This window comes from Polaromonas sp. P1_F1 (assembly GCF_056405795.1).
Window position 1 is genome coordinate 58,763 of the sequence record NZ_JBFUBJ010000003.1, and the last position, 25,273, is coordinate 84,035.

General features: G+C 62.1%; 19 protein-coding genes. 10 read left to right on the plus strand and 9 right to left on the minus strand.

All coding sequences use genetic code 11. The features are described from left to right. Positions 1-125: 125 nt before the first annotated feature. Positions 126-1,382 (minus strand): RsmB/NOP family class I SAM-dependent RNA methyltransferase, encoded by a 1,257-nt coding sequence (locus AC1DZE_RS09565; protein WP_477669674.1) that lies wholly within the window; start codon positions 1,380-1,382, stop codon positions 126-128. Positions 1,383-1,436: 54 nt separating this feature from the next. Between AC1DZE_RS09565 and AC1DZE_RS09570 the strand changes: the two genes are divergently transcribed. Then, positions 1,437-1,685 carry a DUF1653 domain-containing protein gene (locus tag AC1DZE_RS09570; RefSeq protein WP_477669675.1) on the plus strand — a complete coding sequence of 83 codons (249 nt, stop codon included), beginning with the start codon at positions 1,437-1,439 and terminating at the stop codon, positions 1,683-1,685. 147 nt (positions 1,686-1,832) lie between these two features. After that, positions 1,833-3,449 (plus strand): peptide chain release factor 3, encoded by a 1,617-nt coding sequence (locus tag AC1DZE_RS09575; protein ID WP_477669676.1) that lies wholly within the window; start codon positions 1,833-1,835, stop codon positions 3,447-3,449. Between the two features lie 85 nt (positions 3,450-3,534). Here AC1DZE_RS09575 and AC1DZE_RS09580 read toward each other — a convergent pair whose 3' ends face one another. Beyond that, entirely contained in the window at positions 3,535-4,926 is a 1,392-nt protein-coding gene (locus AC1DZE_RS09580; protein WP_477699977.1) for an esterase-like activity of phytase family protein, read from the minus strand. Between the two features lie 147 nt (positions 4,927-5,073). Here AC1DZE_RS09580 and AC1DZE_RS09585 point away from each other — a divergent pair, with 147 nt between their 5' ends. Continuing rightward, the gene (locus AC1DZE_RS09585; RefSeq protein ID WP_477669678.1) at positions 5,074-6,921 is read left to right on the plus strand and encodes a sensor domain-containing diguanylate cyclase; all 1,848 of its coding nucleotides are present in this window, start codon (positions 5,074-5,076) and stop codon (positions 6,919-6,921) included. Positions 6,922-6,937: 16 nt separating this feature from the next. Here the strand turns inward: AC1DZE_RS09585 and AC1DZE_RS09590 are convergent, their stop codons facing one another. After that, positions 6,938-7,414: an Lrp/AsnC family transcriptional regulator gene (locus AC1DZE_RS09590; RefSeq protein WP_477670201.1), complete on the minus strand. Its 477-nt coding sequence runs from the start codon at positions 7,412-7,414 to the stop codon at positions 6,938-6,940. Positions 7,415-7,520: 106 nt separating this feature from the next. Here AC1DZE_RS09590 and mdeB point away from each other — a divergent pair, with 106 nt between their 5' ends. After that, a complete protein-coding gene (gene mdeB, locus AC1DZE_RS09595) occupies positions 7,521-10,217 on the plus strand; it encodes an alpha-ketoglutarate dehydrogenase (protein WP_477700095.1) in 2,697 nt (898 codons plus the stop codon). A gap of 61 nt (positions 10,218-10,278) precedes the next feature. Here the strand turns inward: mdeB and AC1DZE_RS09600 are convergent, their stop codons facing one another. Both AC1DZE_RS09600 and purN read right to left on the minus strand, forming a co-directional pair. Continuing rightward, positions 10,279-10,833, minus strand: a complete 555-nt coding sequence (locus tag AC1DZE_RS09600; RefSeq protein WP_477674094.1) for a fasciclin domain-containing protein — start codon at positions 10,831-10,833, stop codon at positions 10,279-10,281. Positions 10,834-10,996: 163 nt separating this feature from the next. Next, the gene (purN, locus tag AC1DZE_RS09605; protein WP_477699978.1) at positions 10,997-11,593 is read right to left on the minus strand and encodes a phosphoribosylglycinamide formyltransferase; all 597 of its coding nucleotides are present in this window, start codon (positions 11,591-11,593) and stop codon (positions 10,997-10,999) included. Positions 11,594-11,761: 168 nt separating this feature from the next. On the opposite strand from purN, the gene AC1DZE_RS09610 reads away from it, so the two are divergent. Both AC1DZE_RS09610 and AC1DZE_RS09615 read left to right on the plus strand, forming a co-directional pair. Beyond that, positions 11,762-12,943, plus strand: a complete 1,182-nt coding sequence (locus AC1DZE_RS09610; RefSeq protein ID WP_477669682.1) for an acyl-CoA dehydrogenase family protein — start codon at positions 11,762-11,764, stop codon at positions 12,941-12,943. A 36-nt stretch (positions 12,944-12,979) separates the two neighbouring features. After that, entirely contained in the window at positions 12,980-14,095 is a 1,116-nt protein-coding gene (locus AC1DZE_RS09615) for an acyl-CoA dehydrogenase family protein (protein WP_477699979.1), read from the plus strand. A gap of 121 nt (positions 14,096-14,216) precedes the next feature. Here AC1DZE_RS09615 and AC1DZE_RS09620 read toward each other — a convergent pair whose 3' ends face one another. Continuing rightward, positions 14,217-14,774 carry an HNH endonuclease gene (locus AC1DZE_RS09620; RefSeq protein ID WP_092128654.1) on the minus strand — a complete coding sequence of 186 codons (558 nt, stop codon included), beginning with the start codon at positions 14,772-14,774 and terminating at the stop codon, positions 14,217-14,219. A gap of 161 nt (positions 14,775-14,935) precedes the next feature. On the opposite strand from AC1DZE_RS09620, the gene AC1DZE_RS09625 reads away from it, so the two are divergent. From AC1DZE_RS09625 to AC1DZE_RS09640, 4 genes are all read left to right on the plus strand, one after another. Continuing rightward, complete coding sequence (locus tag AC1DZE_RS09625) at positions 14,936-15,946, plus strand: bifunctional riboflavin kinase/FAD synthetase (RefSeq protein ID WP_477673309.1); 1,011 nt, start codon at positions 14,936-14,938, stop codon at positions 15,944-15,946. Positions 15,947-16,064: 118 nt separating this feature from the next. Continuing rightward, positions 16,065-18,998, plus strand: a complete 2,934-nt coding sequence (gene ileS / locus AC1DZE_RS09630; RefSeq protein ID WP_477699980.1) for an isoleucine--tRNA ligase — start codon at positions 16,065-16,067, stop codon at positions 18,996-18,998. Further along, positions 18,998-19,498, plus strand: coding sequence for a signal peptidase II (lspA, locus tag AC1DZE_RS09635; protein WP_477669686.1), 501 nt, complete (start codon positions 18,998-19,000; stop codon positions 19,496-19,498). The genes ileS and lspA overlap by 1 nt, the downstream gene beginning before the upstream one ends. A 56-nt stretch (positions 19,499-19,554) precedes the next feature. Next, complete coding sequence (locus AC1DZE_RS09640; protein ID WP_477669687.1) at positions 19,555-21,213, plus strand: Na/Pi cotransporter family protein; 1,659 nt, start codon at positions 19,555-19,557, stop codon at positions 21,211-21,213. Between the two features lie 30 nt (positions 21,214-21,243). On the opposite strand, the gene AC1DZE_RS09645 is transcribed toward AC1DZE_RS09640, so the two are convergent. The 3 genes from AC1DZE_RS09645 to AC1DZE_RS09655 form a co-directional block, all read right to left on the minus strand. Then, positions 21,244-22,065, minus strand: a complete 822-nt coding sequence (locus AC1DZE_RS09645; RefSeq protein ID WP_477673136.1) for an NUDIX hydrolase — start codon at positions 22,063-22,065, stop codon at positions 21,244-21,246. Between the two features lie 239 nt (positions 22,066-22,304). Next, positions 22,305-23,672, minus strand: coding sequence for a DUF1501 domain-containing protein (locus tag AC1DZE_RS09650; RefSeq protein WP_477699981.1), 1,368 nt, complete (start codon positions 23,670-23,672; stop codon positions 22,305-22,307). Positions 23,673-23,794: 122 nt separating this feature from the next. Continuing rightward, entirely contained in the window at positions 23,795-25,228 is a 1,434-nt protein-coding gene (locus AC1DZE_RS09655; RefSeq protein ID WP_477699982.1) for a DUF1800 domain-containing protein, read from the minus strand. Between the last annotated feature and the right edge of the window lie 45 nt (positions 25,229-25,273).

Genomic DNA, 25,273 nt, shown 5'->3' on the forward strand with positions numbered 1-25,273 from the left:
TTGTAAGGCGATCCCCCACAAATACCAAGTCACTTTCAGTACAGGATCCAAGGTCAAAACAGTGCGAAAAATCACGAATGAATATGTAACTTCGGCCTATCTGTCGTCTTTTGTCGCCAAAAATATCACGACTTTTGCCATACTGCTGCGAAAAACCCGTCCGTCTGATGCAGGTAAGGCCAGAGCCGAAGGTAGGGTCCGCGGCAGAGTTTTTCCGCGTGTTCCACCCCCAGATGAGTCAACAAGGGCCCTGTTTCAAGGACGTTGAACTCTTTATTCGCCTCACTAAAGGCTTCAGCGATGGCTTCGTTTTCTTCACGCAAAACGCTGCAAGTCGCGTAAACCAGGCGTCCGCCGGGCTTTAAAAGCCGCGCAGCGCTCTGCAAAATGGCAGTTTGCTTGGCCCTGAGCTCTTCAATCGCCTTGGGCGTCTGCCGCCATTTGAGGTCAGGATTGCGCCGCAAGGTGCCCAAGCCCGAGCACGGGGCGTCCACCAGGACCCGGTCTATCTTGCCGGCCAGGCGCTTGATCCGGTCGTCACGCTCATGGGCAATAGCCACCGGATGAACATTGGAAAGGCCGCTGCGCGCCAGCCGCGGCTTGAGCGCATCCAGCCGGTGTCCCGACGTATCAAACGCGTAAAGGCGCCCGGTATTGCGCATGGAAGCCCCGAGGGCCAGGGTCTTGCCGCCCGCCCCTGCACAAAAGTCGACCACCATCTCACCTCGCTTGGCATCGACCAGCAGGGCCAACAGCTGCGAGCCTTCGTCCTGCACTTCAATGGCGCCACGCGTGAAAGCATCCAGTTTGCCCAGCTGGGGCTTGCCGTCGGCAATGCGCAGGCCCCAGGGCGAATACGGTGTTGCTACGGTTTTGATAGCCGCTTTCGCAAGCTCCTTCTGGACTTCAGCCCGTTTATCCTTGAGCGTGTTGACGCGCAAATCAAGCCCGGCCGGTGCGTTCAGGCTCTCGACCAGCGGCCAGAAATCATCACCAAGCTGCTCTTTCAACGGATCAACCAGCCACTGCGGGAGGTTGTGGCGATGCAGCTCCATCAGGTCCGATGGTTTGACCTGGTCGCAACGCGCCAGCCAGTCTTTTTCCTGGTCGGTCAGCGCACCCAAAAGAAAGTCGCGGTCCGCCGCAAAACCGAGAATCGCAAGACGCCGCTCCGGCGCGCCGCTGCCATGCTGGGCCAGATAGGTATAAAGATTTTTCTTGCGAAGAACACCGTAAATCGTTTCCGCCACGGTGGCACGTTCACGGGGGCCGAGGCGATAGTCGCGGAAATAGCGCGACACCACCATGTCGGCGGGATGATCAAATTTGAGGACCTGCTTGAGAAGCTCGGAACAACTGTCGAGTAAGGCTTTAGGATGCATAGCCTCCATTGTCCCACCGAGCCACCGCGCAATATTTTTAAATCCCTGATTCCTATGCCAGAAGCCACCGCCCACGCATTGCCTCCCCTGATCGAAACCCCACCCGGTCTGTACCGCCACTACAAAGGCATGCTGTATGAGGTGGTCGGCACCGTGCGCCACAGCGAAAGCCTGGAGCCGATGACGCTGTACCGCGCGCTGTATGGCGAAAAAGGCCTGTGGGTACGGCCCGCCGCCATGTTCAATGAAGAGGTCGTGATCGACGGGGTGAAACAACCGCGATTTGCCCGGCAACCTGGTTAAGCACCGCATCCCCAATAAGAGAAACGCCGGCGGCCGCGCCGGGCCGCCCCAAGCAAGGCCAGCCCCTGTCTCATAGGAAAGGGGCAGCGAACGCCGAAGGCACGTAGCGGCGGAGCGTGGGGGCCATCTCACCGATAATCGTGGGTTATGTCCGAATCCACTGAAATCGAAAAACAGGTCAAGCGCCGCCGCACGTTTGCCATCATCTCCCACCCCGACGCGGGTAAAACCACGCTGACCGAAAAGCTGTTGCTGTTCTCGGGCGCGATCCAGATCGCCGGCAGCGTCAAGGCCCGCAAGGCCGCACGCCATGCCACGTCCGACTGGATGGAAATTGAAAAGCAGCGCGGTATCTCTGTGGCCAGCTCGGTCATGCAGATGGAATACCGCGACTGCGTGATCAACCTGCTCGACACACCGGGCCACCAGGACTTCTCGGAAGACACCTACCGCGTGCTGACCGCCGTGGACGCCGCACTGATGGTGATCGACGCGGCCAACGGCGTTGAGCCGCAGACTCGCCGCCTGCTGCAGGTCTGCCGCGCACGCAACACGCCCATCCTGACTTTCGTCAACAAGATGGACCGCGAGGTGCAGGACCCGATGAGCGTGATGGACGAGATCGAGCGCGAGCTCGGCATGACGGTCATTCCCTTCACGTGGCCGGTCGGCATGGGCAAGCTTTTCCATGGTGTCTACGACAGGCGCGAAGACCGCATGCGCGTCTTCAGCCCCGGCGAAGAAAAAGCCGGTGGCGACGATGAAATCCTGGCCGGCCTGGACAACGCCGAAGCCGCCAAGCGTTTTGGCGCCGAATACGCGCAGGCCCAGGGCGAAATCGAACTCGTGGCCGGCGCCACGCCTGAATTCAACCGCGCCGAATTCCTGGCCGGCAAACAGACGCCCATGTTCTTCGGCTCGGCCATCAACAACTTCGGCGTGCAGGAAGTGCTGGACGCGCTGGTCGACCTGGCGCCCGCGCCTGCCGAGCGCGAAGCCATCCAGCGCGTGGTGCACCCCGAAGAGAAAAAATTCTCCGGCGTGGTGTTCAAGATCCAGGCCAACATGGACCCGGCCCACCGGGACCGCATTGCATTTTTACGTGTGGCCAGCGGCGAGTTCACCCGCGGCATGCGCCTGAAGGTGGTGCGCAGCGGCAAAGAGCTGCGGCCCAACACCGTGGTGAGCTTCATGAGCCAGCGCCGCGAACTGCTCGACACCGCCTTTGCCGGCGACATCATCGGCATTCCCAATCACGGCGTGCTGCAGCTCGGCGACACGCTGACCGAAGGCGAAGCGCTGCAGTTCACCGGCCTGCCCTTCTTTGCGCCTGAAATGTTTCGCGCCGTCGAGGTGGCCGATCCGCTGCGCAGCAAGCAGCTGCGCGCCGGCCTCACGCAGCTCGGTGAAGAAGGCGCGATCCAGGTGTTCCGCCCGATTGCCGGCTCATTGCTGCTGCTGGGCGCTGTCGGCCAGCTGCAGTTTGAAGTGGTGGCTCACCGCCTGGAACATGAGTACGGCGTCAAGGCCCGCATCATGGGCAGCAACTTCAACCTGGCCCGCTGGGTGACGTCCGAGGACCCGAACGAACTGAAGAAATTCATGGACGCCAACGCCCACCGCGTGGCGCTGGATGCGGTCGATGCACCCACCTTGCTGGTGGATCACAGCGCCACCCTGCGTGCCGTGGAGCAGCAGTGGCCCAAGATCAAGTTTCATGCGCTGCGCGAGCACGCCGGGCTGGTTTTTCAGTCAAAAATGTAAGTTATTTTTGGCCTGCAGGCCAATCAGGACGTGCGCTAGCAGCTATAAAAGTAATAGCAACTTCGCTCACGCCTGATGCGCGGGCTTACTGCGCCTTGAGGAAATCACCCACTTCCAGCAGGATCAGCTCGTTGTCGTCCGCCTTGTTGGGCTCGCGGCTGCTGGAAAACGGCAGGTTGTTGTCGTTGCCCACCACGATGTGTGTGGCGTCCACCACGTCCACGTTTTCAATCGTGAAGAACGGGAAGGTCAGCACGCCGTTGTTCAGGGGTTTGCGCGCCAGCTTCGCCGGGTCGGCAATGGCCATCAAATCGATGTAGCCGATCTTGCGCAACGCACCACCGGCATTGGCGTCGCTCAACTCCACCTTGTAGACACGCTTGAACTTTGCGATGTCGTGGAAGCAGTCCGTGCGCTTCTGGCCTTCCGGGCAAGCCTTGTCGGCCGTGCCTTCGCCGTTGTCGCGCTCGATGATCAGGCCGGTCGTGCCGTCGATCATGTTGAAGTCGCCGATCGCGTGGCTGTTGCTCTCCAGCATGTATTTCCAGTGGCGGCCGGTCCAGGATTCGCTCTTCACGTCAAACTCCAGCACGCGCAGGTAGTCCTTGCCGCCCACGTTTTCATTGCCTTTGGTGGCGGCGTCATACAGCGCGCCCTCCAGCAGCGCATACAGCTTGCTGCCGTCTTTCGAAGCAGCCATGCCTTCAAACCCCTTGGAGCGACGAACCTGGAAATCCACCGCACCGCCTGGCACGCCGGGAGTCGTCACAGCCGGATGGTCGGGCGAACGCACGGCCTTGCCGTCGACCAGCGTGTCAAACACCGCCAGCACTTTGCCCTTCATGTCGGCCTTGATCAGGAAAGGGCCGAACTCGTCGCCGATCCACAAGGCGCCACCGGCGAACTGGAAGCTTTCGGTGTCAAAGTCGCTGCCCGTGAGGTAGCGCTGCTTCGTGCCTTCATGAACGATGCGGAACGGCACTTTTTTATCGGGATCGTGCAGAAAAATCGTTTCCAGCCGCTTCATGGCGCCAGCCTTGAAATCGACCTTGTAGCGGTTCAGGTACAGCATGGCATCCGGTGAATTGGCTTTGGAGCCAAAGCCGTTGTCGGTCAGGATCCAGAAACTGCCGTCGGGCATTTTCTTGATGCCTGAATGGCCCTGCAAAGGCTGGCCCTTGAAAGGCAGGCTCACACCCGTGGGCCTGCCGGCAGACAGGCCCTCCACCGTGCCCAGCGCTTCCGTGCGCTTGCCATTGGTGAACTTGCCGCTGACCTGCAGGTCCTGCGGCGCATCTTTGGGCGCTGCAATAAACGACCGGGCGGGCGCCACCACATGGCCGGCCAGCGTGGCCGGAAAGGCGGTCTGGGCTTGCAGCGGCGCAGCCAGCGCAACGGTTGCCAGCGCAGGAAGGATGGCTTTGAAGAGAGATTTGAATGCAGGGCGCCGATTGGCGGCAAAACGGGAAGAAGGCATGGGCAATCCACTGTTGAAGAAAGCCGGATGGTGGCCAACGCATGTGACGCCCTGATTACACACAGCGCCCCCGGGTCCGCATCGGGTGTTTGCACGGCAGGGCTAAGGCCTTCCGGGCAGGCCGTTTTTTTGCAATAAGCTATACAGATGTATCGAACGGCAAGCCTGCGTGCTTTTTTCCTGATGTTGCTCTGCGCATTCTTCGGCGCAGCCCATGCACAGGTCTTTGACCGCCTGTACGAAGACAGTCCCACAATCACACTGGCCCAGCCGCTGCAATGGGTCGCGGTGCCCAAGGATTCCATCGAGTCACCTGATGCCTTGACAGCCGGCGATCCCGCAACCGGGTCGTGGACCTTCCAGCCCTATACAGACGACTCCATCCTGCCCACCTCGAACACTCAGGATGTCTGGGCCACTTTTTCACTGCCGGCCACCGAAGCCCTGCAGACCTGGTACATACGGATGCCGGGCCAGGCGATCTTCAAGGCGAGCCTTTTTTCGCGCAACCCGCAAGGCGGCTGGCTGGTCCAGTCAGCAGGCGAAGCGATTGCCCCGGCCGCGTGGGCGCTACGCACCCGTGTGCCGAGTTTTGAACTGCAAACGCGCGGCGACGGCATGCAGACCTACTACCTGCGCTTTGAGCACCGCAGGGCCATCACGGCGCGGCCCATGCTGCTGTCGCCCATTGAGTACATCGACGGCGCGTCCCGGGTTGGCGTGGTGATCGGACTGATGTGGGGCATGTTCAGCCTGCTGGCCTTTCTGTGCCTGGCCGCGTTCGTCATGGCGCGCAACAAGGTATTTTTGTGGTTCGGCGCCGTCGTGGTCACGCTCATGTTCACGCAACTGGTGCTGATCGGCTATGGCGGCTGGCGCATCTGGCCGCACAGCGCACACCTGAACCAGGTCATGGGCTGGGTGTCGGCCTCGGTGAGCATGGCCGCCGGTGCATGGTTTTGCACCCAGGCCAGCTATGCCAAGAGCGGCTACCCGCGCATACACCGGCTGCTGCTCACCGTGACGGCGGGCAGCCTGTTCATGGCCTGCCTGATGGCTGCGAGCCAGAACCTCGTGCCGCGAGATCTTCGCAACCTGTGGCTGGCGTTTTCCACCCTGGCCATCATGGGAAGCCTCTTGTGGATGTCTTTGCGGGGACAGACCTGGAACCTCCTCATCCTGCTGGGCGCCGCGCCCATCGGGCTGGCCGCGCTGGCCCGGCTTTCCTACAACGCGGGCTGGGTCTGGAATGTTGAAGCGGCACAGGCAGCCGGTGTCCTGTCGGCGATGATCGGCCTGCTCTGGGTTTTCCTCGTGCTGGCATGGCGCAGCCGGGCAGCACTGTTTGCCAACCACCGCAGCGCCGCACTGGCGACTTACGACCCGGCCAGCGGGCTGATGTTGCCGCGGGTCATCGACGACAGGCTGCCGCCCATGCTGCTGCGCGCGCGGAGGCAGAAGTCGGCATTCGGCGTATTGATGTTGCGCTGGCTCGACCAGGCTCCGAGCCATGACGAGGCCAGCGACCAGAAGCGCGCCGCCGCACTTTCCCGCATCGGCGAAATCCTGCGCGGGGCAGCACGCGACGTGGACACAGTGGTTCGCTATGGCGAAAACGACTTCATGATGCTGGTGGAAGGCCCGGTCAATCGCACCACCCTGTCCGAAGTTTCAACCAAAATCCTGGCCGACTGCATACGCGCATCTGAAAAGCTGGGCGATGCGAATGCCTTCAACCTGCACGTCGCCCTGTGGCATGACACGCCCAGCGCCCAGACAACCGCGCAGGAGGTGGTTGAAAGGCTCAAGTCCCGACTGCACCAGATGGCCGCCGGAACAAAGCGCTATGTACAATTTGTCGATTCACCGAGCGATACCGTGAGTGCCGCAGGGGAAGACATGAGCCGTCGGGAAGACCTGCTGGCCAAGATCAACGAAATTGAAATTTCGCACCCGGCATTGACCAGCGAACAGGCTTCAGCCCCGGGCCGCTGAGACCCTGGCGGCAGATTCAGGGCGCCCTTGTCACAGGCAAGGGCAAGGCCGTCTTGTACCTGACCTGCTTGAGCGCAAAGCTCGAGCGTATCTTCTCGATGCCCGGAATCGGCGACAGCTGCTCAAGGATGAATTTTTCCAGCGCACCGATGTCGGCCACCGCCACACGAATCAGGTAGTCGCTGTCGCCCGACATCAAATAACACTCCATCACGTCGTCGTGCTCGGCGATGCGCCGCTCGAAGTCGGCCAGCGACTCCTTGCTTTGCGTGCGCAGGCTGATGGAAATGAACACATTCAAGCCCAGACCCAGCGCCGCCGCGTTGGCAATGGCCACATAGCGATCAATAACGCCGGCGGCCTCCAGCGCCTTGACGCGCGCCAGGCACGGTGAAGGGCTCAGATGCACGCGGCGCGCCAGTTCCACGTTGGTCAGCGAGCCATCCCGCTGCAACTCATCCAGAATCTTAAAATCAAGGTTATCGAGCTGCATCATCTTCAAAATTCGTTATTTACAGCATTTTATGCTTTTAAATGGTGTCATACCCCGATATTGAAGCAACACCTTCCGGATGAATCTGCGTACAGTGATCAGTGCCATGAACGACTCCACACCCCACCATTTACTGATGCAGGCCGCTTCTTACACCGATCCTTCCGCTGACCCTGACCCGCAGGAAACCGCCGAATGGCGTGAGGCGTTTGAAGCCCTGGCCCTTACGCAGGGCCCGGCCCGTGCACGCGAAATGCTGCATGAGCTGAGCCGCGTCGCGCGCAAGCAGCGCATCGGCTGGCGGCCCGAACTGGCCACGCCTTACGTCAACACCATTGGCGTAGACGAGCAGCCCGTGTTTCCCGGCGACCTGGCGATGGAAGAGCGCCTGGCCTCGCTGATGCGCTGGAATGCGCTGGCGATGGTCGTGCGCGCCAACCAGGCCGAGACCGGCGGCTCGGCCGAGCTCGGCGGCCACATCGCGAGTTACGCCAGCGCGGCCGATCTGTTTGAAACCGGCTTCAACCATTTCTTTCGCGCACGCGAAGGCACAGGCCCCGGCCAACACCGCGGCGACCTGGTGTTCTTCCAGCCGCACAGCGCACCGGGCGTGTATGCGCGCGCCTACCTGGAAGGCCGGCTGGACGAAAAAGACCTGGGCTTTTACCGCCAGGAGCTGACCGCGCCCAGCCAGGGCGCGCAAGGCCTGTGCAGCTACCCGCACCCGTACCTGATGCCGGACTTCTGGCAGTTCCCGACCGGCTCCATGGGCATAGGCCCGATCAGCTCGATCTACCACGCACGCTTTATGCGCTACCTCACGCACCGGCGTCTGCTCGACTGCACGGGCCGCAAAGTCTGGGGCGTGTTCGGCGATGGCGAGATGGACGAGCCCGAATCGATGAGCGCGCTGACGCTGGCCGCCCGCGAGGGGCTGGACAACATGGTCTGGGTCGTCAACTGCAACCTGCAACGGCTCGACGGCCCGGTGCGCGGCAACGGCCGCATCATCGACGAGCTGGAAAAGCTTTTTGCCGGCGCCGGGTGGAATGTCATCAAGCTGGTCTGGGGCAGCGACTGGGACGGCCTGTTCGCACGTGACCTGACGGACGCGTTGGCCAAAACTTTTGCGCAGACGGTGGACGGCCAGATGCAAACCTTTGCCGCCAAAGACGGGCGCTTTAACCGCGACAACTTCTTCGGCCAGAACGCTGAACTCGCACGCCTGGCCCAGGGCATGACCGATGAGCAGATCGACCGCCTCAAACGCGGCGGCCACGACCTGGTGAAGATCCATGCCGCCTACGCCGCGGCGGCCAGCCACCAGGGCCAGCCCACGGTGATCCTGGCGCACACCAAAAAGGGCTACGGCATGGGAAGCGCCGGCCAGGGCAAAATGACCACGCATTCGCAGAAAAAATTCGACGGCGAAGAGCTGATCGAATTTCGCAACCGCTTCAATTTGCCGCTGTCTGACGAGCAAGCCAAAAACCTGGCCTTCTACAAGCCCGCCGCCGACAGCGCCGAGATGCAATACATGCACGCCAAACGCGCAGCACTGGGCGGCTATTTGCCGCGGCGTGAAACGGCGGCCGACATCGTGAACATCCCAGCCCTGCCCTCTTACGCGCAATTCGCGCTCGCTGCCGACGGCAAAGAGATGAGCACCACCATGGCCTTTGTGCGCATGCTGGGCGGCCTGCTGAAAGACGCGGCGCTGGGCCCGAAGATCGTGCCCATCGTGGCCGACGAGGCGCGCACCTTCGGCATGGCCAACCTGTTCAAGCAGGTGGGCATTTACTCCAGCGTGGGCCAGCGTTATGCGCCGGAAGACATCGGCTCGGTGCTGAGTTACCGCGAGGCGCTCGACGGCCAGATCCTGGAAGAAGGCATCAGCGAAGCCGGCGCCATGGCCAGCTGGACGGCCGCTGCCACCAGCTACAGCGTGCACGGCCTGGCGATGCTGCCCTTCTATATTTATTACTCGATGTTCGGCTTTCAGCGCGTGGGCGACCAGATCTGGGCTGCCGCCGACCAGCGCGCCCGCGGCTTCCTGCTGGGTGCCACCTCGGGCCGTACCACGCTGGGCGGTGAAGGCCTGCAGCACCAGGACGGCACCAGCCACCTGATCGCCGCGACCATCCCAAACTGCAAGGCCTACGACCCGGCCTTCGCGGGCGAGCTCGCCGTGATCCTGGACCGCGGCATGCAGGAGATGATGGTCGAGCAAAAGGACGTCTTCTACTACGTCACGCTGATGAACGAGAACTATGCCCAGCCTGATTTGCAAGCCGGCTCCGAAGCGGACATCATTCGCGGGTGCTATCAATTCAATAGCTGGTCGCGCTCGTCCTTATTGCCCCATAGCCCTAAAACATCTTCAAAAAAGGCTCAAAAAGTCGTTTTAATGGGCTCCGGAGCGATCCTGACCGAGGTAATCAAGGCTGCGCAGCAGCTGGCCACGCAGGGCATTGAGGCCACGGTCTTCAGCGTGACCAGCTGGAGTGAGCTGGCGCGTGATGGTGCAGCTTGCCAGCAAGAGGCGATCAATGACGGCGCTGTGACTGCGCCCTTCATCGCTCAGCAGTTGCAAGGCAGCACCGGCCCCATCGTTGCCGCCACCGACTATGTGCGCGCTGTGCCGGAAAGCATCCGCGCCTTTGTGCCCGAAGGCAGGCACTACCTGACCCTGGGCACCGACGGCTTTGGCCGCAGCGACACGCGCGCCGCGCTGCGTGAATTCTTCAGCGTCGATGCTCAAAGCATCGTGAAGGCGGCGCTGTATATGCTGAACCAGAAGTAGGCCAACGCACGAAAGCCCGCGCGCGGCAGGCCGCGCACGGGCTCGGGAAAGAAGTGCCGGCTTACTTGGGCAGCAGCACCTTATCGACCACGTGGATCACGCCGTTGGACTGGTACACGTCGGCGATGGTCACGGTGGCCCAGCCGCCTTTTTCATCGGTCACCGTGACCTTGCCGCCGGCCGATTTGGCCACCAGCGTGCCACCGGCCACCGTCTTGATGGTGGCCATGCCCTTGCCGTCGGCAATCATCTTGCTGATGGCTGCGGCGTCCCACTTGCCGGGTACGACGTGGTAGGTCAGGATGCCGGTGAGCATGCCCTTGTTTTCGGGCTTGAGCAGGGTGTCGACCGTGCCGGCGGGCAATGCGGCAAAGGCCGCATTGGTGGGCGCAAACACGGTGAACGGGCCCGGGCCCTTGAGCGTATCGACCAGACCCGCTGCCTTGACGGCGGCGACCAGCGTGGTGTGGTCTTTGGAATTGACTGCGTTGTCGATGATGTCCTTGCTGGCGAGCATGGGCGCACCGCCCACCATGACCTGGGCGAAGGAAGATGCGGCAGCCAATGACAGGGCGATGGCCACGCCGACGGATGCCAGTTTGTGTTTTGTCTGCATGTGAATACCTTTGAACTGATGTTGATGAAGTAGATACGCAAGCCGCAACCGGAAGGGTTTTCAAAGCGGCTGACATGAATACGGGGCCGAAGACCGGCTGGATTCAAATCAAACGTATCAATCAGGACGCATCAATGCTTTTCACCGCGCACGCGGGCAAAGCTCAGGCAGCAGGTTCAAAAAACGCGCGCACAGCCTGCGGGAAAATCAGGTGTTCCTGCGTCAGGATGCGGGCAGACAGCGTCCTGGCAGTGTCGCCCGGCAGCACAGGCACCACCGCCTGCGCCAGGATGGCCCCGTGGTCCAGTACTTCCGTGACCTGGTGCACCGTCGCGCCCGCCACCTTGCAGCCCGCATCAATGGCGCGCTGGTAGGTGTCCAGCCCCGTGAAGGCCGGCAGCAGCGAAGGATGAATGTTGATCAAGCGGCCGGCGTAGTGCTGCACAAAGCCCGGCGTCAAAATGCGCATGAAACCGGCCAGCACCACCAGCGCGGGCGAATGCCGGTCAATGCGGGCCATGAGTTCCGCATCAAAAGCCTCCCGGGAATCAAACGACTTGTGCGGCACAACTTCGGTAGCAATTCCCAGGCTTTGGGCCAGGGCCAGCCCCGGGGCATCCGCCTTGTTGCTGATGACAGCGGCTACCTGTACCCCCCATTTGTTGCGCCAGCCCTCTTTTTGAGCGGCGCGGGCGATGGCGGCCATGTTGGAGCCACCGCCCGAAATCAGGATGACGATGTTTTTCTGCGCAGTTGCCATAGCCCTCTAGTTTAGAACGCGGCAGATAACAGCTCACCGCCGCCCCGCCGCACGCATCAAACTCAATGGCACGAATGTCCCAACTGAGACATAAAATTGCGAACGACCGTGCTAAAAATAGAAAATCGACCGTAGACATACCCGCCAACCGGCCTGGAGACATTCGCCATGGATTTAGCTTTCACCCCTGAAGAACAGGCCTTTCGCGAAGAGATACGCGCCTGGGTTCACGCCAACCTGCCCAAGGACATCTCGCACAAGGTGCACAACGCCCTGCGCCTGTCGCGTGACGACATGCAGCGCTGGGCCAAGATCCTCGGCAAAAAAGGCTGGCTGGGCCACGGCTGGCCCAAGGAATTTGGCGGCCCGGGCTGGAATGCCGTGCAAAAGCACTTGTTTGAAGAAGAGTGCGCACTGGCTGGCGCGCCGCGCGTGGTGCCCTTCGGACCGGTGATGGTGGCGCCCGTCATCATGGCCTTTGGCAGCCCCGAGCAGCAAAAGCGCTTCCTGCCAGGCATTGCCAGCGGCGAAGTATGGTGGAGCCAGGGTTACAGCGAACCGGGTTCGGGTTCGGACCTCGCGTCCGTCAAATGCCGGGCCGAACGCCAGGGCGACAAATACATCGTCAACGGCCAGAAGACCTGGACCACGCTGGGCCAGTACGGCGAATGGATTTTCTGCCTGGTCCGCACCAGCAATGAAGGCAAGCCGCAAACCGGCATTTCGTTTTTGCTGATCGACATGAAGTCGCCCGGCGTGACGGTGCGCCCCATCGTGCTGCTGGACGGCGAGGCCGAGGTCAATGAAGTCTGGTTCGACAACGTCGAGGTGCCGGCCAACAACCTGATCGGTGAAGAAAACAAGGGCTGGACCTATGCCAAGCACCTGCTGAGCCACGAACGCACCAACATCGCCGACGTGAACCGCGCCAAACGCGAGCTCGAGCGCTTGAAGCGCATCGCCAAGGCCGAAGGCGTGTATGAAGACCAGCGCTTTCGCGACGAGATCGCCAAGCTCGAGGTCGACGTGGTGGCGCTTGAAATGCTGGTGCTGCGCGTGCTCTCGGCCGAAAAATCAGGCAAGAACTCGCTGGACATCGCCGGCCTGCTCAAGATTCGCGGCAGCGAGATCCAGCAGCGCTACAGCGAGCTCATGATGCTGGCCGCCGGCCCCTTCAGCCTGCCCTTTATTGAAGAAGCCATGGAAGCCGGCTGGCAAGGCGACTTCCCCGGCGGCCTGCCGGGCGACGCGCCGCTGGCATCCACTTACTTCAATATGCGCAAGACCACGATTTACGGCGGCTCCAACGAAGTGCAGCGCAACATCGTCTCGCAAGTCGTTCTCGGCTAAACCCTATCAGTTCATTCCGGTTTAAAGGAAAGCATCATGGATTTCGATTTCACCGACGACCAGGAACAGCTGCGCGACGCCGTGCGCAAATGGGTCGACAAGGGCTACGACTTTGAGCGCCGCCGTGGCATCGCAAAGGCTGGCGGCTTCTCGCGCGAGGCTTATGGGCAGATCGCCGAGCTGGGGCTTACCGGCCTCTACATCCCCGAGGCCGACGGCGGTCTTGGCATGGGCCCGGTCGAAGGCATGGTGGTGATGGAAGAGCTTGGGCGCGGCATTGTGCTGGAGCCTCTGGCGCAGACATTGATTGCCGGCGGCGTGCTGTCCAGCTATGCCCCCGAAGCCGTGAAGGCCAACTGGCTGCCGAAAATCGCCACGGGTGAAAGCCTCATGGTACTGGCCTACCAGGAACGGGCCGCGCGCTACGACTTCAAAAAATGCGAGGCAAATGCGGCTGCAGCCGGCGATGGATGGGCGCTAACAGCTACCAAAAGCATAGTGCCGGCCGGTGACAAAGCCGATGCCTTCATCGTCCCTGCCATGGCCAATGGCAAGCTGGCGCTGTTTCTGGTGGAGCGCAGCGCTGCCGGCGTGACAACCAAGGGCTACAGCACGCAGGACGGCGGCCGGGCTGCTGAACTCACACTTAAAAACGCGCCCGCCACGCTGGTCACGCTGGACGGCCTCACGGCCCTGGCCCACGCTATCGACATCGGCATTGCCGCCACCTGCGCCGAAGCCGTAGGCGTGATGGACAAAACGCTGGCCATCACCGTCGAATACATGAACACCCGCAAGCAGTTCGGCGTAGCCATCAGCAGCTTCCAGGCCCTGCGCCACCGCGTGGCCGACATGAAGATGCAGCTGGAGCTGGCGCGGTCAATGAGTTACTACGCTTCTCTCAAACTTAATGCCCCGGCCGACGAGCGCGCCCGGGCGCTGGCGCGCGCCAAGTACCAATTGGGTGTGTCGATGCGCTTTGTGGGCCAGCAGGCGGTACAACTGCATGGCGGCATCGGCGTGACCGACGAATACATCGTGAGCCATTACTTCAAGAAGCTGACCCAGCTCGAAATGACGTTTGGCGACACGCTGCATCAACTCGGCGAAGTATCGAGCCGGATGCAGGAGACGGCTGGCGTATTTGCCTAGAGCAACACTCACCCCCGATGCGGCCTGCGGCCGCCTCCCCCTCAAGGGGGCGCCACTGGCGGCCCGGCGAAGCCGGTTCCGCGGTGACACTGGACCTCGCACGTGACCGCGTCAGGACGCGTCAGGCGTGCAAGCGTGAGGTCTTGGGAATATGCGCCATCAAGAATTCCATCTGGTCCGCCAGGATGCGGCGGTTGCGCAGGATGAAGTCTTCCCAGAGGCTGGGCACATAAGGCGTGTAAAGAAGCGGCATGTGGGCCTGCTCAGGCGTGCGGCTGCTTTTGCGGTGGTTGCAGGCGCGGCAGGCGGTCACCACGTTCATCCAGGTGTCTATGCCTTTTTGCGCAAACGGAATGATGTGCTCGCGCGTCAGGTCTTCTTCATGGAAATGACCGCCGCAGTAGGCGCACACATTGCGGTCGCGGGCAAACAGCTTGCCGTTGGTCAGGCCCGGTTTCAGGTCAAACGGGTTGATGTTGGGAACGCCCTTGGTGCCGATGATGCTGTTGACGGTGATGATGGACTGCTCGCCCGTGATGGCGTTGTGGCCGCCATGGAAGGTAACGACCCGCGCGCCCATCTCCCAGCGCACCTCATCAGCCGCGTAATGCAACACGGCTTGTTCAAGGCTGATCCAGGATTGCGGCAATCCCTGGGCTGAGAGCTTCAAGACCTTCAAAACGAACCTCCATCATGGTGGATGACGCATGGAAACACGGCGTTCGGCCGACTGTGTATCAATATACAGTGAAATCATGGCAAACAGGTTCAAATCCCCCATAAACCACTTTGAAGCCCCGTTGAGACGGCCTCCAGCGCTATAAAAACGATAATTGCCCCATGAAAATTTTCCGCGGCTACCACCATCCCCAGCTGGCGGCGCAATGCGCCCTGACCATCGGCAATTTCGATGGTGTGCACCGCGGCCACCAGGCCATGCTGGCGCTGCTGAAAAATGAGGCACAGCACCGCGGGGTCCCCAGCTGCGTCATGAGCTTCGAGCCCCATCCGCGCGACTACTTTGCCGGCGTGGCTCGCAAGCCCGAACTGGCACCCGCGCGCATTGCTACCCTGCGCGACAAACTCACCGAGCTGGCGCGCTGCGGCATCGACCAGTGCGTGGTGCTGCCCTTCAACGCCGCGCTGGCTTCACAACCCGCCGAATCGTTTATTGAAGATGTGCTGATCAAAGGCCTGGGCGTGCAATACGTGCTGGTGGGCGACGACTTCCGCTTTGGCGCCAAACGGGTGGGCGACTACGCCATGCTGGACGCCGCTGGCGACCGCCTGGGCTTTGACGTAGCCCGCATGAACAGCTACGAGGTGCGCGGCCTTCGGGTGTCCAGCTCCGCAGTGCGGGAGGCGCTGGCCGAAGGCCGGATGGACCGCGTCGCCAGCCTGCTCGGGCGGCCTTACAGCATCTCCGGCCACGTGGTGCATGGCCGCAAACTGGGTCGCGACCTGGGTTTTCGCACGCTCAATTTACGGTTTTCGCACTGGAAACCAGCGGCCAGCGGGATTTTTGCGGTGCAGGTCTACGGCCTGGCCGATCAGCCCATTCCCGGCGTAGCCAACCTGGGGATCCGGCCCTCACTGGACCCGGCCGATATCAACGGCGGGCGCGTGCTGCTGGAGACGCATTGCCTCGAATGGCCGGCCAGCCTGGGCCCCGAGGGGGCATACGGTAAAATCATCCGAGTGGAACTGCTGCACAAACTGCACGACGAACTGAAGTACGACAGCCTGGACAGCCTGAAAACAGGCATTGCCAAAGACTGCGATGAGGCGCGGGCGTTTTTTGCCTCCATGCACACGGAAACCAGCCGCCAGACCACGCGCGACCGAATTTAGACGATCTCGTCGCCTCTGGCCTCGCCTTTCATTTTTTGGCGACCGGCTTCTTCCCCACCGTATTTCCGGCGGCCCGCCTTTTCAGGCCGCCCTAACAACAGCATTCCAAAAGCATCCCATGTCCGAGACCAAAACCGATTACCGCAGCACCCTGAACCTGCCCGACACACCCTTCCCGATGCGCGGCGACCTGCCCAAGCGCGAAGCCGGCTGGGTCAAGGAATGGGACGAAAAAGGCATCTACAAGAAGCTGCGTGACGTGCGCGCCGGCAAGCCCAGGTTCGTGCTGCACGACGGCCCGCCCTACGCCAACGGCAAGATCCATATCGGCCACGCCGTCAACAAAGTCCTGAAAGACATGATCGTCAAGGCGCGTCAGCTCAATGGGCTGGACGCCATCTACGTGCCAGGCTGGGATTGCCACGGCCTGCCGATCGAAAACGCGATTGAAAAGCTTCATGGGCGCAATCTTCCAAGGGACGAAGTGCAGGCCAAGAGCCGCGCTTTTGCCACCGAACAGATCGCCGGCCAGATGGCCGACTTCAAGCGCCTGGGTGTGCTCGGGGAGTGGGACAACCCCTACCGCACGATGGATTTTGCCAACGAGGCCAATGAAATCCGCGCGCTCAAACGCATCATGGAACGCGGCTTTGTCTACCGGGGCCTCAAGCCCGTGTACTGGTGTTTTGACTGCGGCTCCTCGCTGGCCGAGTTTGAAATCGAGTACGCCGACAAGAAATCGCAGACGCTGGACGTTGGCTTCAAATGCGCTGAGCCGCAAAAGCTTTTGAAAGCCTTTTTCGACACAACAGAACCAGCAGGGCAAGCCAAATATGCTGCTGAAGTGCTTAGGGGTGCGGATATCTTCGCCGTGATCTGGACGACCACCGCCTGGACCATCCCGGCCAATCAGGCCCTGACCGTCAATCCCGAACTCAGCTACGCCTTGGTTGACACTGAACGAGGTTTGTTAATCCTTGCCGAAGAGCTGGTACCGCGATGCCTTGAACGCTATGGCTTAACTGGAACCATCATCGCGACCAAAACGGGCCGAGCACTTACGGGAGGAGATGTCGCATCTTTCCATCATCCTCTCGCTCACGTTGACGAGTACTACAACCGAACGGCGCTGGTATTTGAAGGTGACTATGTCACTGCAGACGATGGAACCRGCATCGTGCACTCTTCACCAGCCTACGGGGTAGACGACTTCAATACCTGCGTAGCCCACGGCATGAAGACCGATCAGATTCTGAATCCTGTGCAAGGAAACGGCCGATATGTCGAAGACATGGCCCTTTTTGGTGGATTAAACATCTGGAAAGCCGCGCCCCTGGTCATAGAGACTTTGCGCGGTGCGGAACGCCTATTCGCAACCAAAGAGATTTCTCATAGCTACCCGCATTGCTGGCGCCACAAGACGCCGGTGATCTATCGCGCTGCCGCTCAGTGGTTTATACGCATGGACGAGGGCGTTGGAGTTTTTGATTCACGGCGTGAGACGGTCGGACGAGTTCCCATGCATGCCGATTCCAAGTGGTGGAAGGATAGGTATGCCGATCTAGGGTTCAAGACCCTGCGCGAACTCGCCTTGGCGGCAATCGAAGAAACCAGCTTCTACCCGGAAAACGGCAAAGTCCGCCTGCGCGACATGATTGCCGGGCGGCCCGACTGGTGCATCAGCCGCCAGCGCAACTGGGGCGTGCCCCTGCCCTTCTTCATCCACACCGCCACCGGCGAGCTGCATCCGCGCACCATGGAAATCATGGACCAGGCGGCAGCCATGGTGGAAGCCGGCGGCATCGAGGCCTGGAGCAAGGCCACGGCCGAATCCATCATCGGCGCCGATGCGCCGGATTACATCAAGAGCACAGACATCCTCGACGTCTGGTTTGACTCCGGCACCACGCACGACCACGTGCTGCGCCACAGCCATGCCGCGCAATCGACCTGGCCGGCTGACCTGTACCTGGAAGGCCACGACCAGCACCGCGGCTGGTTCCATTCGTCACTGCTCACTGCCTGCGCGATGTACGACCATGCGCCTTACAAGGGCCTGCTCACGCACGGCTTCACCGTCGACGGCAAAGGCCGCAAGATGAGCAAGAGCGAAGGCAATGTCGTGGTGCCGCAGGAAGTGAGCGACAAGCTGGGCGCCGAGATCATCCGCCTCTGGTGCGCCTCGACCGATTATTCGGGGGACCTGGGCATCGACGACAAGATCCTGGCCCGCGTGGTGGACGCTTACCGCCGTATCCGCAACACGCTGCGCTTCTTGATGGCCAACGTGAGCGACTTCGACCCGGCCAAAGACGCCGTGCCGTTTGAGCAGATGCTGGAAATCGACCGCTACGCGCTCAGCCGCGCATCGCAACTGCAGGCCGACATCCTGGCGCATTACGAGGTGTATGAATTCCACCCGGTGGTCTCCAAGCTGCAGATCTATTGCAGCGAAGACCTGGGCTCCTTCTACCTGGACATCCTGAAAGACCGGCTGTATACGACCGGCCCCAAATCGCTGGCCCGCCGCAGTGCGCAAACTGCGCTCTGGCAGATCACGCACGCCATGCTGCGCTGGATGGCGCCCTTCCTGAGCTTCACAGCCGAAGAAGCGTGGAAGGTGTTCGGGCAGTCCGAGTCCATCTTCATGGAAACCTATGCCGAGTTCCCCGCGCCCGACGCAGCGCTGCTGGCCAAGTGGTCACGCATCCGCGAAATCCGCGACACGGTCAACAAGGACATCGAAGCCCTGCGCACCGACGGCAAGGTAGGCTCTTCGCTGCAGGCCAATGTCGCGCTGGAAGTGGCCGCGGAAGACCATGCACTGTTGGCATCGCTCGGTGAAGACCTCAAATTTGTCTTCATCACATCCGCTATTGATTTAATAGCTGCTAGCGCAGTATCAACGCGGGTTTCAGCCAGTTCTGACATCAAATGCGAGCGCTGCTGGCACTACCGGAGTGACGTGGGACACGACCCGGCCCACCCGACGATTTGCGGCCGTTGCACCAGCAACCTGTACGGTGCCGGTGAAGACAGGAAGTTCGCCTGATGGCCAAGACGACCTTCATCAAATCAGAGGGCAGCATGCTCCCCTGGCTGGGCCTGGCACTGTTGATCCTGATCGCTGACCAGTTCACCAAGGTATTGATCCTCGGCTATTACCGCCTAGGCGACTCCACCTATGTCACCAGCTTCTTCAACGTCGTGCGCGTGCACAACACCGGTGCGGCGTTTTCCTTCCTGGCCGAAGCCTCTGGCTGGCAGCGCTGGTTCTTCACCGCCATCGGGGTTGCCGCGGCGCTCTTTATTGTGTGGATGCTGCGCTCGCATGCCGGGCAAAAGCTGTTTTCCTTCGCGCTGGCCTGCGTCCTGGGCGGCGCTGTCGGCAATGTCGTTGACCGCACCCTGCATGGCTATGTGGTGGATTTCCTGCAGTTCCACTGGCACGGCTGGTATTTTCCTTCGTTCAATATCGCCGACGCCGCCATCACCGTTGGCGCGGTTTGCCTCATCCTGGATGAGCTGCTTCGGGTTCGGCGTACCCGATAAACCGGGGCCAAACCGCTTGCAGCCACCCGGTTCAAGGGTATAGTGGTTCCGACCTTATGAAGCATTTGTTGAATCTTTTGGCAGCCATTGCGCTGCTCGTGTGGGGCACCCATCTCGTTCGTACCGGCATCCTGCGGGTGTTCGGTGCCAATCTGCGCCACGTGCTGGCGGTCAGCATCAGCAACCGGCTGGCTGCGGCCGTCTCGGGCATTGGGGTGACGGCCCTGGTGCAGTCCAGCACCGCCACCTCCCTCATCGTTTCGTCATTTGTCGGGCAAGGCCTGGTCACCCTGCCGCTGGCGCTGGCCGTCATGCTGGGCGCCGACATCGGCACCAGCCTGATGGCCGTGGTGTTCTCTTTTGACCTGTCCTGGCTGTCGCCGCTCTTTATCTTTGTCGGCGTCGTGCTGTTCATCTCGCGGCAGGACACCAACGTCGGCCGCTTTGGCCGCGTGCTGATCGGCCTGGGCCTGATGCTGCTGGCCCTGCGGCTGGTCACGGCCTCCACCGAAGTTTTGACCCAGGCACCGGCCGTGAAAGCCCTGCTCGGCTCCCTCAGCAGCGACCTGCTGCTCGAAATCACCGCGGGCGCCTTCCTGGCCGTGGTGTCGTATTCCAGCCTGGCGATCGTGCTGCTCACGGCCACGCTGGCCGCCTCGGCCGTCATCCCCATCGATGTGGCGCTAGGCCTGGTCTTGGGCGCCAACCTCGGCAGCGGGCTGCTGGCGGTGCTGACCACACTGCGCTCGGCGGTCGAGGTGCGGCAGGTGCCGCTGGGCAACCTGTTCTTCAAGCTGCTGGGTATCGTCGTCGCAGCGCCCTTCATCGGCCTGTGGCTGCGCCACGTGCGACCCTACCTCGGCGAAGCGGCCACCGTGGTGGTGCTGTTCCATCTCACTTTCAACATGGTGGTAGGCGCCATGTTCATCGGCTGGACACAGGTGATTGCGCGCTGGGTAGAAAAACTTCTGCCCAAACCCGACAAAAACCAGGCCGGCGGCCGTCCCCACCATCTCGACCCTTCGGCATTGGCCACGCCGTCCCTGGCCATCTCATGCGCAGCCCGCGAAGCGCTGCACCAGGCCGACGTGGTGGAAACCATGCTGCTGGGCGTGCTGGCGGTCATCCAGAAGAACGACCTCAAGCTGGCCGAAGACCTGCGCAAGATGGACGATGCCGTCGACGAGCTGTATTCGTCGATCAAGTACTACCTCACCAAGATTTCACGCGAAGCGCTGGCCGAAGAAGAAAGCCGCCGCTGGACCGACATCATCAGCTTCACCATCAACATGGAGCAGATCGGCGACATCATCGAGCGCGTGCTGATTGACATCGAAGACAAAAAGATCAAGCCGGGCCGCAACTTCTCGGACGCCGGCATGGCTGAAATCGTCGAACTGCACGAGCGCCTGGTGGCCAACCTGCGCCTGGGCATGAGCGTGTTCCTCAATGGCACGGTGCGCGACGCGCAAAAGCTGCTGGAAGAAAAAGCCCGCTTTCGCGACCTGGAGCGGGCTTATGCCACCACCCACCTGGGCCGCCTGTCGGCCAATACGGTGCAAAGCCTGGAAACCAGCTCACTGCACATTGACCTGATCAGCGAACTCAAGCGCATCAACTCGCACATCTGCTCGATCGCCTACCCGATCCTGGATTCGGCCGGCGCACTGGCCCCCAACCGCTTGCGCCAGCCAGCCCTGACCGACCAGGCCTGAGTACAAAGGCAAGGCCGGCGAAGCGTCGCCCTAAGGCAAGCCCAGCACGTCGGAAAGAATCAGCGCGGCTTCCGTCGTGAACTCGCCGCGTTGCATGCCATCCACCAGTTGGGCGGCGTCCATCAGCCGGAACTGGGCCACTTCGCCGTCCTGGTTGTCAGGCGTCATGCCTTCGGGCACGGTGCAGCAATACCAGTCAATGTCCTCGACCACATAACCCGCACCGTTACCGTCGGTGGCTGGTCGACGGGTCGTGAGCCGGCCGCCGTAGCGCATCGCCTGCAGCTCGGCCACATGCAGGCCGGCCTCCTCCCAGGTCTCACGCACCAGGGCGGTTTCCACCGTGTCGACGGCAGACACCATGCCGCCCATCAGGGTGTCCCACAGGCCGGGGTCGTTGGACTTGTCAAGGGCACGCTGCTGCACCCAGAAGCGGCCATCAGGCGACTGCCCCACCAGGTGTACCGCCAGTGTGGTGATGCCCAGCGGCCGCACGGCCGCGCGCTCGACCGTGCCTTTGCGGTGGCCAAACTGGTCGGGCACCGCGAGCTGCTCGTCGCGCCAGGCACCGGCGAGGCCCGCTTCATGCAGCGCCACCGCGATCTTGTTCAGGCTGGTCGTGACGTCACCCATCACGCGCCAGCCCAAGGTTGAGGGCCGCTCTTCCTTGAGCAGCGGATGGCCGCCATCGGTCATGGCGTGCAGGGCCAGCTTGTGGAAGAAGCCCGGCTCCACCGATCCGATCACCGATTCACCGGCCCACAGCGGCACGCGTGGGCGCAGCGGCGGCTGGATCGCTCCGGCGCGCAGGGCTTGCAGCCATTGGGCATCAAAAGCAGGCGGCATCATCATGCGTCCTTGGGGCCCGTGCTGGCAGGCCATTGATATGCGAAAAGACCGGGGCAGCGGGCCATCCCGGATTCTGCTGCGCAGTTTACTTCGCCCGTACCAACCGGACATTACAAACCTGCCGGCCAGGCGGGAAGCATCAGCTCCGGAAATTTATTTGCTATTAATTTAATAGCTTCTCGCGCTTACCCCTATTGGATAAAACGGCTAAAACCCTTGAATTCGGGCGCAAACCTGCGAAGCTAGGCTTTGACGAACAAACCGTCCAGTCGCTTGTCCCACCTGGCCCCTGGCAACACATCAGCCAGCTGCGTATCGCCAAACGCAAAAGTCCCCCGCAGCACCTGAGCCAGCACCGCGCGGTAATCGTGATGCGCCGGCAAGTCGCGTCCTTCGTTGAGTTGGGCCAGGCCCGTCCACTGGCCATGCCAGCGTCCGCCGGCGACACGGTTGCCCATGAGCCACATGGCGTTGCCAAAGCCGTGGTCGGTGCCGCGTGTGCCGTTTTCGGCGCTGGTGCGCCCGAATTCGCTCATCACCACGACGACATCGCCGGGTTCGGAAAAATCCTGGCGCAGCTGCGCGATGCCGCGCGCCAGGTTGCCGAGGTTGTTGGCCAGCTGGCCGGTGGCGGCGCCCTGGTTGGCATGCGTGTCCCAACCGCCTGCCGACAAAAAACCGAGGCGCAGTTTGCGGTCATTGCGCATCAGCGTGCCCAGGTGTTGGGCATCGAGTTGCAGGCCCACGGGGTCGGCCGCGCCATTGCTGGCTGCCTGCATTTGCGCGTTCAGCGCCTGCGGATTACCGGGCGTGCCGTCGCGGTCCAGGCGCTTGTCTGCCATGCGCCTGCTGTCTTCCGCCATTTTCTCGGTCCTGGCATTTTTCTGTTCCGTGAGCTCCTGCGCACTCTGCATGCGGCTACCCGCACCCTGGCGGAAGGCTTCGCTGATCTTGTCATCACCGGCATACAGATCCATGAGCGCCTGGCGGGTTCTGTCGTTGGCCAGCACCCCGGTGCGTTCAGCAGACTGGCCACGCGGAATCAACCTGACGGCCGCCTGCCCGCCCAGAATGGCGGGGTTGGCCTCACCCACGCCGAGAGCGGCGGCGCCCGGTGCAGCGGCTTTGCCCAGGCCCGCTGTGGTGTTGAGCCACCCGGGCGCGCTGCTGGTCTTGCCGCCCTGCGCAATCTCCATCTGGTACTGCGCGTCGAAATGCGAACGGTTGGGTGCGGGCAGGCCGGCCGCGGGCACAAAACCCAAAACACCTTGCTGCCACAGCGGCAGCAGCGGGGCCAGCGCGGGATGCAGGGCAAAAGTCCTGTCGAGCTTCAAGGCGGTTTGCGCCGTTCCGTCGGGCGTCGCAATCGCGATGTTCGGGCGCAAAGCGTAGTAGTCCTTGTCTGCGTAGGGCACAAAGGCCGACAGGCCGTCATACGCGCCGCGCAGGAAGACGACGATGAGGCGCCCGCCGTCCAGGCCTGATCGGCTTGCGGGCAAGGCTTGCGCCCACACGCCGGGCGCTGCCAGCGACAAGGCGGACAACGCGCCCAAGCCCACCAGCCGGCGGCGTTGCAGCAGATTCGCCGATGAAGAAAAATTGGAGTTCATAGGAGTCCTCGTTGCGGCATATTCCATGTCCAGATCAAGCGTGAACGCGAAGTCCCGCCGCAGACAGTGCTACAGCACGGCAAGGCGGGCCGACAAAATGCACGTTTGATTTGGACATGGAATTATTTGCGCATGAAGTCAGGGCTGGCGAGCATCAGGCCGGTGCGCATCTGCGCGGGTTCCTGTGCGATGCGCTCGCGCGTCGCGATGCTGAAAAAGGCGTTGAGGTAAGACGGCTCAGCTGTGCGCTGCGCCAGGCCCATGGCGTAATCGGCGCGTCGCGTCAAAGCCTCAGGCGCAAGCCAGGTACCGGCATCGGTTTTGTAGCCGTCGGGCGTTTGCCAGCCGTGCATGGGCTGGCCGGCCTGCGCCAGGAAGCCCAGGGTTTGCACGATATCGCGGCGCTCCTTGACACCCCCGGCCGCAGTGAGCGCCGAACAGGCAAAGTCCAGCGGGGTTTTAAACAACTGGTTGTCTTGCGCCCAGAATTCCGGTGATTCGATCAGGGCGCGCATCACCGCACGGATGTCGCCCTGGGTAGCCGTGAAGGCAGTCGCCAACCGGTTCACCAGCGCGGGCGAGGGTTTGTCGGCCACAAAAAAACTGGCCAGCCGGATGGACACACGCCGCGCCGTCTCGGGCCGGCGTGCCAGGTAGCGAATGGCTTCCTCGCCTTCCGCAACGCCCTCGCTGCCAAACGTACGGCCCAGCAGCACCTTGCCTTCCTTGTCGTGAAGGCGCTCGGCAAAACGAAAACCCTCGCCGTCCTTGAGGTTCACCGTCCAGCCGGTGAGGATGCGGGCCAGTTCGTGCACGTCTTTTTGCGTGTAGCCGCTGTTCACGCCCAGGGTGTGCAACTCCATCAACTCGCGCGCGTAGTTTTCGTTAAGGCCGCGGCTGTTGCTCTGCGCCTGGTCCAGGTAGAACAGCATGGCCGGGTGCCTGGCGCTGGCCAGCAGCAGGTCTTCAAAACGGCCCAGGGCGTTGGCGCGAATCACATTGATCTCGTAGTGGCCGACAAAGGGGCGCACCGGTCCCTTGCCGACGAACACATTGAGGTGGTTGAACCAGAACTCGGTCATGCGGGCCAGCAGCGGATTTTCCAGCGCCGGATCGCTGCAGGACATCAGCCGCCAGGCGGCCGCGCCCTGGGCCATCTCGCGGCTGAATTTTTCGCCACCTGTATCGGCCGCGGCGGCCATACCAGGCTTGGGCGTTTCGCGCGCGGCCTTTCGCGCCTCCCGCTCGGCCTGGAAGCTGCGCGCAATGTCACCGAGCGGTGCGTTGATGCCGGCAAGTTCGGCAGGAAGGTTGGGAGGACGCAGGCTTGCGGCATAGGCCACATCCAGCTGCTGCAACGCCCAGGCGCGGGGTGAGGCCGCAGCGGCCTGCGTCGAGGCCGGCGTGGGTGCATACCCCAGGCGCGAAGCGGCGCGCCATGTGGCGGCAAACTTGGCCGGCGGCGGCGCGGCATCGGCCTGCGCCTGCGCCGCCGGAGCGGCGAGGCAAGCCAGGAAGGCCGCGAGCATGCTGGCCTGGATAGTCACTGTGGGCATGGTGTTCTCCTGCAGCCCTTTGTAACGCATGCGGCACGCCTTGCG

Bases quoted from the DNA above. Each gene is read 5' to 3' on its own strand.
- AC1DZE_RS09565 (WP_477669674.1), bottom strand. From the start codon at position 1,382: ATGCATCCTAAAGCCTTACTCGACAGTTGTTCCGAGCTTCTCAAGCAG.
- AC1DZE_RS09570 (WP_477669675.1), top strand. From the start codon at position 1,437: ATGCCAGAAGCCACCGCCCACGCATTGCCTCCCCTGATCGAAACCCCA.
- AC1DZE_RS09575 (WP_477669676.1), top strand. From the start codon at position 1,833: ATGTCCGAATCCACTGAAATCGAAAAACAGGTCAAGCGCCGCCGCACG.
- AC1DZE_RS09580 (WP_477699977.1), bottom strand. From the start codon at position 4,926: ATGCCTTCTTCCCGTTTTGCCGCCAATCGGCGCCCTGCATTCAAATCT.
- AC1DZE_RS09585 (WP_477669678.1), top strand. From the start codon at position 5,074: ATGTATCGAACGGCAAGCCTGCGTGCTTTTTTCCTGATGTTGCTCTGC.
- AC1DZE_RS09590 (WP_477670201.1), bottom strand. From the start codon at position 7,414: ATGCAGCTCGATAACCTTGATTTTAAGATTCTGGATGAGTTGCAGCGG.
- mdeB (WP_477700095.1), top strand. From the start codon at position 7,521: ATGAACGACTCCACACCCCACCATTTACTGATGCAGGCCGCTTCTTAC.
- AC1DZE_RS09600 (WP_477674094.1), bottom strand. From the start codon at position 10,833: ATGCAGACAAAACACAAACTGGCATCCGTCGGCGTGGCCATCGCCCTG.
- purN (WP_477699978.1), bottom strand. From the start codon at position 11,593: ATGGCAACTGCGCAGAAAAACATCGTCATCCTGATTTCGGGCGGTGGC.
- AC1DZE_RS09610 (WP_477669682.1), top strand. From the start codon at position 11,762: ATGGATTTAGCTTTCACCCCTGAAGAACAGGCCTTTCGCGAAGAGATA.
- AC1DZE_RS09615 (WP_477699979.1), top strand. From the start codon at position 12,980: ATGGATTTCGATTTCACCGACGACCAGGAACAGCTGCGCGACGCCGTG.
- AC1DZE_RS09625 (WP_477673309.1), top strand. From the start codon at position 14,936: ATGAAAATTTTCCGCGGCTACCACCATCCCCAGCTGGCGGCGCAATGC.
- lspA (WP_477669686.1), top strand. From the start codon at position 18,998: ATGGCCAAGACGACCTTCATCAAATCAGAGGGCAGCATGCTCCCCTGG.
- AC1DZE_RS09640 (WP_477669687.1), top strand. From the start codon at position 19,555: ATGAAGCATTTGTTGAATCTTTTGGCAGCCATTGCGCTGCTCGTGTGG.
- AC1DZE_RS09645 (WP_477673136.1), bottom strand. From the start codon at position 22,065: ATGATGATGCCGCCTGCTTTTGATGCCCAATGGCTGCAAGCCCTGCGC.
- AC1DZE_RS09650 (WP_477699981.1), bottom strand. From the start codon at position 23,672: ATGAACTCCAATTTTTCTTCATCGGCGAATCTGCTGCAACGCCGCCGG.
- AC1DZE_RS09655 (WP_477699982.1), bottom strand. From the start codon at position 25,228: ATGCCCACAGTGACTATCCAGGCCAGCATGCTCGCGGCCTTCCTGGCT.